An 8,757-nucleotide genomic window follows, 5' to 3' on the forward strand; every position below is an offset into this window, starting at 1 on the left:
CGGACTAGCGCTGTTTGGCTTCTGATCGGACAACGACCGGCCCACGAGTAGTGAACGTGTCGAGGCCTCCCGACGGCTAGGCTGGCGCCAACGAATCCGTTTCACAAGGAGCAATATGTCTAGGCCAGCGGCGGCTGTTCACGATGTCATCAAGGCCTATGACGTCCGGGGACTGGTCGGGAGTCAGATCGACGAGGCATTCGTGTCCGAAGTCGGTAGTGCCTTCGCCCGCCTGGTCCGCGCCGAGGGCGCCGCGCAGGTGGTGATCGGCTACGACATGCGGGCCAGTTCGCCGACGCTGGCCGCCGCATTCGCCGACGGGGTCACCGCCCAGGGTCTGGATGTGGTTCGGATCGGCCTTGCTTCCACCGACCAGCTGTATTTCGCGTCGGGTCTGTTGGACTGCCCCGGTGCGATGTTCACCGCGAGCCACAACCCCGCCGCCTACAACGGGATCAAGCTGTGTCGAGCCGGGGCCAAACCGGTCGGAAAGGACACCGGCCTCTCGACGATCTCGGATGAGGTGATCGCGGGCGTGCCGGCCTTCGACGGGCGCGCCGGTTCGGTGTCCGACCGCGATGTGTTGTCGGACTACGGCAGCTTCCTTCGTTCCCTGGTCGACCTCAGCTCGCTGCGACCGCTGCGCATCGCGGTCGACGCGGGCAACGGAATGGCCGGCCACACCACGCCCGCGGTGCTCGGCCCGATCCCGGGCGCCACCGTGCTCCCGCTGTACTTCGAACTTGACGGCAGCTTCCCCAACCACGAGGCCAACCCGCTGAATCCGGCCAACCTCGTCGACCTGCAGGCCCATGTGTTGGCCACCGGTGCCGATATCGGTCTGGCGTTCGACGGGGACGCCGACCGCTGCTTCGTGGTCGACGAACTGGGCCGTCCGGTGTCACCGTCGGCAGTGACCGCACTGGTGGCAGCCCGTGAGCTCACGCGTGAGATCGGTGCCACGGTGATCCACAATCTGATCACCTCGCGCGCTGTTCCCGAACTGGTCGTCGAGCGCGGCGGTACCCCGGTGCGTTCCCGCGTCGGGCACTCCTACATCAAGGCCCTGATGGCCGAAACCGGCGCCATCTTCGGTGGGGAGCACTCGGCCCACTATTACTTCCGTGATTTCTGGGGCGCCGATTCCGGCATGCTCGCGGCCCTGCACGTGCTGGCCGCACTGGGCGAGCAGGACCGCCCGCTGTCGGATTTCATGGCCGACTACCAGCGGTACGAGGCGTCGGGCGAGATCAACTTCACCGTCGCCGACGCCCCGGCATGTGTCGAGGCCGTGCTCAAATCGTTCGGCAGCTCGATCCAGTCCATCGATCACCTCGACGGCGTGACGGTCGACCTCCGTGACGGCAGCTGGTTCAACCTGCGCACGTCGAATACCGAACCACTGCTGCGGCTGAACGTGGAAGCACGTACCGCTGAGGACGTCGCCGCGCTCGTCGACAGAGTTTCGGCACAGATCGGTGGGGTGAGCGAGCCGGTGCCGTGAACGCCGTGGACGCTGCGGTCGACCTCGACGACGGTGACGGACTTCTCGCCGCCGATCGCAACGGTCTGCTGCGGGCCGCGGCCATGGCGGGCGCGCAGGTAAGGGCCACCGAGGCGACCCTGGCCGAAGGCATGCTGGATCCGTTGCGTGCGGATCATCCACCGCGCACGGTGATTTGGGTCGCCGGCCGCGGTCCCGCTGAGTATGCGGGCGCGCTGCTGACCGCTGCGCTCGGCGCGTCGATCTCGGCGCCCATCGTGGTGGCCGCCGAGACCCCGCCCTGGCTCGGGGCCCTCGACGTGCTGATCGTGGCCGGGGACGACCCGGGGGACCCGGCACTGGTGAATGCCGCGGCCACCGGGGTGCGCCGCGGTGCCCGGGTGCTGATCGTGGCGCCGCACGAGGGCCCGCTGCGCGACGTCGCGGCCGGACGTGCCGTGGTGCTCGCACCCCGGCTGTGGGTGCCCGACGATTTCGGGCTGACCCGGTACCTGGCCGCAGGATTGGCAGTGCTACACGTGTTGGATCCGGGTATGCGCGTCGATCTGGCCGCGCTCGCCGACGAACTCGACGCCGAGGCGCTGCGCAACAGCGCAGCACGAGAACTGTTCACCAACCCGGCCAAGACATTGGCCGACCGGATGTCGGACAGTGCCGTGGTGCTCGCCGGTGACAATCCCGCCACGTTGGCACTCGCCCGGCACAGTGCGGCGATAATGCTGCGACTGGCCGGCGAAGTGGTGGCCGCCGTCGGGTTGGGTGATGTGCTTGCCGCGATGGCAGGCGGGGCGGTCCGGGCGCCCGGGCCGCAATCGCTGTTCCACGACGAAGAGATCGACGGACCGCTACCGCGGCGGATGCGCACATTCGCATTGATCACCGACACCGAACGACAAACGGTGGGCGCACGGGTCAGCGGCTTCGACGACGTCGCGGTGGTCGGTGCCGAGGACGTGCCGGAGCCGGCTGGGACGACCCTGCCGACCGGGCGCCCCGAACAACAACTGGCGATCCTGGCTGTCCGAATGGAGATGGCGGCCGTGTATTTGAAACTGGTTCGAGGATAAGAAGTGCATCTGCTACGGGGAGCGGTGCGGACCTATGCCTGGGGTTCGCGCACGGCAATCGCTGAATTCACCGGAAGGCCCAGCCCGACAATCCATCCGGAGGCCGAACTGTGGCTCGGCGCGCATCCGGGCGACCCGGCTTGGCTGCAGACCGAACACGGTGAGCAGTCACTGCTGCAGGCAGTTCACGATGACCCCGAAGGCCAGTTGGGCACGGTGGCGATCGCTCGCTTCGGCGACGCATTGCCCTTCCTGGTCAAGGTACTGGCCGCCGACGAACCATTGTCGTTGCAGGCGCACCCCAGCGCCGCCCAGGCCCGGGAGGGTTTCGACCGCGAGGACCGGCTCGACATTCCGGTGTCGTCACCGATCCGCAACTACCGCGACCGCAGTCACAAGCCCGAATTGCTGGTTGCCCTAGAACAATTCGACGCGCTTGCCGGTTTCCGGCCGGTGGATCGCACCGTCGAGTTGATGCGGGCACTGGCGGTCTCGGATTTGGATCCGTTCATCAACCTGCTCTCCGATCAATCCGACGCCGACGGGTTACGGGCGTTGTTCACCACCTGGATCACCGCGCCCCAACCCGATCTCGACGTTTTGGTGCCGGCTGTTCTCGACGGAGCGGTGCACTACATCCGTTCTGGGAAAAAGAAATTCGCTGCCGAAGTCAAAACTGTGCTGGAGCTCGGCGAGCGCTATGCGGGCGACGCCGGCGTGCTGGCCAGCCTGCTGCTCAACCGCATCAGCCTGCAGCCCGGAGAAGGCATCTATCTTCCGGCCGGAAACCTGCACGCCTATCTGCACGGTGTCGGCGTCGAGGTGATGGCCAACTCGGACAACGTGCTGCGCGGGGGGTTGACCCCGAAGCACGTCGATGTCCCAGAACTCCTGAGGGTCCTGGACTTCACGCCCACCCCCGATGAGCGGTTACGGCCCGAATCCGTCACGGACGGGCCGGAAACCATGTACCAGACACCGGCGCAAGAGTTCGCGGTGTCGGTGCTGACGGTGGAGGGTGACCACCTCGGTGACGAGATCGACGTGCACTCCCACCACGACGGGCCACAGCTGCTGCTGTGCACCGAGGGCGCCGCAGTGATCTACGCCGACGACGACAAGCTGACCGTGGAGCGGGGCGCGGCGGCATGGGTGGCGGCCCAGGACGGCCCCATTCGGCTGACCGCTGCCGAGCCGACGAAGCTGTTCCGCGTCACCATCGGGATCTGACCGCAGGATCAGCTGGCGGCCGCGACGGACTCCTCGGAACGGCTGGTTCCGCGGCGGCGTTCGGCCAGCCACGCCTTGAGGTTGTGACGGATCGCCCGGCCAACGATGCGCGGGGGAGGGGTCAGCCAGAGACTGTCGAGCATGCTGGTGCGCCGCAGAAACCACTCGGCCAGCACGGGATCGGTTTCGGCCGCCCCGAGGAACTGGTCGAACAACCCGAACAGTGGGCTGAACCAGAAGGCCCGGTCGCCCTCCGCTCCGTGCTTTACCTGATCGGCCACCGAATTCATGGTCCACACGGGGTACGTCGTTTTCGCGGTGCGCCGCGCGAGCCGGGGTACCAGATCGTGGGTTCCTTCGGCCAGCACCTGCCGCAGATTGGCCGCCTGGACAGCCGACATGGTCACGCCCTGGCCGTAAGTCGGGTTCAGGCTGACCACCGCGTCGCCGAACGGGAAGATCCCGGCCGGGAACCGGCCCAACTTGTCGTAACGACGCCACTTGCTGACGGGATAGCGGTGAAAGTTCATGTCGCCCACCGCTTCCCCGGCCCGCAATGCAGCGGCAAGGTGCGGCGGTAATGCGGTGCCACCCAACTCTTTGATGCCGGCGAAATCGTTCGGCGGCTCGGCCTTGGCGACTCCGAACGCGGTCACCGTCCAGATCCCGTCCTCGTGGAACAACATGCCCATACCCAGCCCGGTGTCGTGCGCCGCGCTGACGACGACCATCTTCTCGCCGATGAGCTCCGCCGGGATACGGACGCGCTGTGAGGCGTAGGTGACCCCGATCTTGATCGACTCCTCGTGCGGGCGTTCGAAGCCCCACTGCTCCAACCACACCGGTAACCGACTACCACGCCCGGAGGCGTCGACCACCAGGTCGGAAGTGATCAGTTCGCCGTCGTCGAGCACGAGGCCGGTCACCCGTGCGGTACCGGGGTCGTACTGTGGCTCGGTCACTCCCCGGCGCAGTACTTGCACGTTCGGCAATGCCGACACTCGCCGACGAATCTGCCATTCGAGTTGTCCGCGGCTCGGCACGTACGCGGTGAAGTTGGACTCGAGAGTCTGGCCGGTGCCGAGTAGGTGCCCACCGGCCTCGAAGTGGATGGAGGACGGTCGGTTCTCGACCACGGGAACGTTCGCGGCCACCATGTCGTCGAGCAGGCCGGGAAACAGACCTTCCAGTTCCTCGGCGCCACGGGCCATCAACAGGTGGACATGCTGACCCTGCGGAATGGCGCTGCGGTTGACCGGCTGGTCGGGGAGCTCGTCACGTTCGTAGACGGTGACGTGATCGTAGTGATCGGCCAGTACCCGCGCGGCGCACAGTCCGGCGATGCTCCCTCCGATGACGACTGCATGGTTCGACGAATGTTGGTGATCGGTGCTCATTAGACGGCTACGGTACTGCGAACCTGGCGTGACCCGAGCCAGATTGAGAAGCAACGTCAATTGCGTGCCGTTGTGGCCGGTCGGCCGCGACAGCGCAGTGGCGCCGGTAAGGCGGGCGTGCCCTCGGCTAACGGGCTTGCAACAACTCATGGCACAATGCCGTGGCTAAGGGCGTGATTCAGCTCTCAGGTTGCTACCCTCTGCAAGGAAACTCACACGCCAACGGATGGGGAAATGACGACGGTCGGCGACGCGGATGACACAGCAGAGGACCTACACCCTCCCGTGGTGGAGGCCCTTTCCTTCGCGACGACTCGACTACGGTTCGATCCGTTCATCGACATTGACTGGGACGCAACCGAGAACGCCCTCGATGGCAATGACCCTCGCTGGCAGCTCTGCATCGACACCAGTCCGCTAGCAGCGACCGGTTGGTATGCCGAGCAACCGCTTCAGAAGCGTGTGGACATGGGCCGATGGATTACCGCCAATACGTTCAAGGTGGGGATCCAGTTCGAAATGATACTGATACGCGGCGTGGTGCATTACGCGGGAAAACTGCCCAATTGTGATCCGGTATTTCGATATTTGATGCATGAGGTAACTGACGAATGTAATCACATTCAGATGTTTCAGGAATTCATTAATCGAAACGGCCAAGATGTTCCTGGCATGCGGCGAACATCGCGAATCATGGGCCCTCTAGTAGGTTTCATCAGCGGGTACCTCAGCGTCCTGCTCTTCATCGGTGTGCTAGGTGGCGAACAGCCAGTTCATTTTCAGCAGACGCTTCTCCTGCGCGGCAACCGACGGATGCCGCCGTTGCTGAACCGGATTATCTATATTCATCTGGCGGAGGAGGCCCGCCATATCACGTTTGCCGATGACCATTTGGCCGAGCGTGTGCAGTATTCAGGGCGGTGGAAGCGGGCCCTGTACGCAATAATGTTTCCTCTCTTCCTGCGATGGCTGATGGGTGAAATATTCACCCCGCCTAGAGCTTTCGCGCGCGAATTCCACGTGCCGCGCCGAACCTTCAAGTCCGCCTATTGGCGAAGCGAATATTCGCGTCAGATGATGGCAGAGTCCGCCGCGGACGCTCGGCGGGTAGCGGATCGTCTCGGACTCCGGTCGGTGTGGTCGCGTTGGATTTGGCGGGTACTGGGCATCGACGGTCGCCTGCCGCGCTACCGCGGTGAGCCGAATCGGCTGTTCGAAAGTTCCACAGTGTCCCAACTTGTCGAGATTCGGACGGCTGTTTGGGCGCGACTTGTGGCTGTGGCGATCATGGTGACCGTGGCCTTGGCGATGACCCCGGATGGGGTGCGCATTATCGCTGCTGCTGCTGCCGGAGCATGCGTGTGGGCGGCCTACCACGTACTGCGCGAGCGCCGGGGTGGTGTGGTGGGTAACCAGCCATTCGAATGGCCGCGGCTTGTCGTGTGGGTTGTGGTGTGCGTGGCCATGATTCCGGTTGGCGGCCTCATCGGGCTCGCGCTGGTGGTGTTCATGATCCTGGCGCTTGCCGATTTCATGCCCACCCTCTGACCTGACTTAGGTCATGGTCGGCTGGTCTACGAATCCGCAGTCCGTTGACCTGCAGGTTTCCTCGGCTTAGTGCCCCGTTTGGGGCACTAAGCGGGTAGGTTCTGGCCCGAGTTGGGTCATTTGGCTTAGTGCCTTAGCTTTTCGGGCTTGAGGGCGTCTAAGATCGTCTTGACCTCGGGGTTTATGGCTGGTGGGTAGGTGGCGATGACGCCGTTGATGTCGATGGTGGCGCTGCGTAGGGGTTTGAGGGTGCGCAGGAACCGCCGCAGCGACAGTCCGGTTCGGGTCTGGATTTCGCGGCTGAGGGCCAGGGCGGTGAACACGATGGTCAGGTGGGCTTCGATGGCGTCGCGGGTGCGGGCGAACATCGGGCGGGCGGCGAGGTCGGATTTCGACATCCGGAAGGACTGCTCGACTCGCCATAGGTCGTGGTAGCTGGAGATGACTTCGGTGGCGGGCATGCGGGCGGCGTCGATGTTGGTGACGTAGCCTTTGAGCCCGACCAGATCGCGTGCTCGCTGCAGCGAGGCCTCGTCGAGTTCTCGGGCACCGTTGCGTGTCTTGACGAATCGTGGTGTGCGTGCGGTCTTGTCGCCGGCGACGACGGCGCGGGCCTTGTGCTCCTGCAGGTTCAGCGTCTTGGTGTCGCGGATCGCTCGTTTGGTCGAGTAGGCCCATACCGCCCGCCACGATTTCGTATGCGTGGCGGCATCCCAGACGGGTTCGGCTTTGAGTTTCGGATCGCTGCTCTTGGTGGCGGTACCGCGCTGATCACGTGGGGTAATGGTGTCGACGATCTGGCCGTCAGTGAAAAGACTGCCGTGCCAATGGAAATGGGAAACGAGGTCGTTAGGCGCTTTGGTAACTCTGGATCCGACGATGAACCGCAACCCGGCTTCATCGAGGTCACGCAAGTTCGAACTCGACAGCATGCCGGCATCGGCGACGACGACCATGTCGGTGATTTGGTGGCGGGATTGGAATGCCTTCACGATCGGCACGATGGTCAGCGTTTCGGCCTTGTTGCCTTCAAAGCAACCGACCTCTAACGGGAATCCTTGCCGGTCGACGAGCAGGCCTACGACGATCTGCGGATCGACGCGCCGTTCCTTGGAGTACCCGACTTTACGCAGGTCGTCTTCTTTGTCGGCCTCGAAGTACAGGGTGGTGACGTCGTAGAGAACCAGGCTCAGATCACCTGTGGCGCTGGCGGTTTGGAAACACGCGGCGGCGATCTGAGCACGGTAGCCACCCGAGCACGCACGGCGCAGCGTTCGTTTACGTGTGGACAACGACGCCGAGGTGCGACCGAGCTCGGCCAGGACTCGATCGACATCGAGCAGGCTGGTCGGTTCCACCACCCGGGCGATCACCAGATCCCGGAACACCTGATCGTCGACCGCGTCGTCGAAACCCAGGTCGGCGTACACCCCGGCCAGGGCCTCGTAGAGCAGTCTGCTGCAGGACTTCACGACCTGCGCCCGGGCCACCAGTTGCTGCGGGCCGGGTCCGGCACCCGCGTCGGTGAACAGGGTCACCGCAGGCGGACCCACCATCTCAATCTTCGCGGCTTTCGGGGTGATCCCCAGATCCAGTTCTCGCTGGGCGTCATCGGCCAACAACCGCCGAGCCTCCTCAACGAGTAGTCCCAGTTCGGCGTCATCGCGGGCCGAACCCACGTGACGCACGATCCGCCGGCGGCCGTCCACGGACTCGGCGATCTGGACCGCAGTGGCGCCCGAGGCAGTACGCACCCGCCGAATCCACACCACCCACCGAGCCTACCGAGCCGAATTAGTGCCTTGCAGGTGCACTAACCGCAACCATCAGCGCAGGTCAACGCGTCAGCACTTCGCGGAAAAGTCCAAAGTGACCCAAGTCAGGTGCAGGTTTCCTCGGCTTAGTGCCCCGTTTGGGGCACTAAGCGGGTAGGTTCTGGCGGTGGCATACGTGCGGAAGGTGCGCACCGCCTCGGGCGCTGTCGCGGTGCAGGTGGTGCGTAAACATCGAG

At 64.6% G+C, this 8,757-nt stretch carries 6 protein-coding genes; 4 read left to right on the forward strand and 2 right to left on the reverse strand.

Annotated features, from left to right (window positions below):
- The first annotated feature begins 115 nt into the window (after nucleotides 1–115).
- Genes BKG60_RS24075 through manA form a run of 3 tightly spaced genes read left to right on the forward strand, consistent with a single transcriptional unit; the run spans nucleotide 116 to nucleotide 3,801 of the window.
- The gene (locus tag BKG60_RS24075; RefSeq protein WP_075910138.1) at nucleotides 116–1,504 is read left to right on the forward strand and encodes a phosphomannomutase/phosphoglucomutase; all 1,389 of its coding nucleotides are present in this window, start codon (nucleotides 116–118) and stop codon (nucleotides 1,502–1,504) included.
- Nucleotides 1,501–2,571 (forward strand): TobH protein, encoded by a 1,071-nt coding sequence (locus BKG60_RS24080; RefSeq protein ID WP_075910139.1) that lies wholly within the window; start codon nucleotides 1,501–1,503, stop codon nucleotides 2,569–2,571. Before BKG60_RS24075 ends, BKG60_RS24080 begins: the two co-directional genes overlap by 4 nt.
- 3 nt (nucleotides 2,572–2,574) lie before the next feature.
- Nucleotides 2,575–3,801, forward strand: coding sequence for a mannose-6-phosphate isomerase, class I (manA, locus tag BKG60_RS24085; protein WP_075910140.1), 1,227 nt, complete (start codon nucleotides 2,575–2,577; stop codon nucleotides 3,799–3,801).
- 8 nt (nucleotides 3,802–3,809) lie between these two features.
- Here manA and BKG60_RS24090 read toward each other — a convergent pair whose 3' ends face one another.
- Nucleotides 3,810–5,198, reverse strand: a complete 1,389-nt coding sequence (locus BKG60_RS24090) for an FAD-dependent oxidoreductase (protein WP_075910141.1) — start codon at nucleotides 5,196–5,198, stop codon at nucleotides 3,810–3,812.
- Nucleotides 5,199–5,432: 234 nt separating this feature from the next.
- Here BKG60_RS24090 and BKG60_RS24095 point away from each other — a divergent pair, with 234 nt between their 5' ends.
- Nucleotides 5,433–6,746: an AurF N-oxygenase family protein gene (locus BKG60_RS24095; RefSeq protein WP_075910142.1), complete on the forward strand. Its 1,314-nt coding sequence runs from the start codon at nucleotides 5,433–5,435 to the stop codon at nucleotides 6,744–6,746.
- 125 nt (nucleotides 6,747–6,871) lie between these two features.
- On the opposite strand, the gene BKG60_RS24100 is transcribed toward BKG60_RS24095, so the two are convergent.
- The gene (locus BKG60_RS24100) at nucleotides 6,872–8,518 is read right to left on the reverse strand and encodes an IS1634 family transposase (RefSeq protein WP_075910143.1); all 1,647 of its coding nucleotides are present in this window, start codon (nucleotides 8,516–8,518) and stop codon (nucleotides 6,872–6,874) included.
- Nucleotides 8,519–8,757 lie beyond the last annotated feature (239 nt).

The sequence above is a fragment of the Mycobacterium syngnathidarum genome, assembly GCF_001942625.1.
GTDB lineage: Bacteria > Actinomycetota > Actinomycetes > Mycobacteriales > Mycobacteriaceae > Mycobacterium > Mycobacterium syngnathidarum.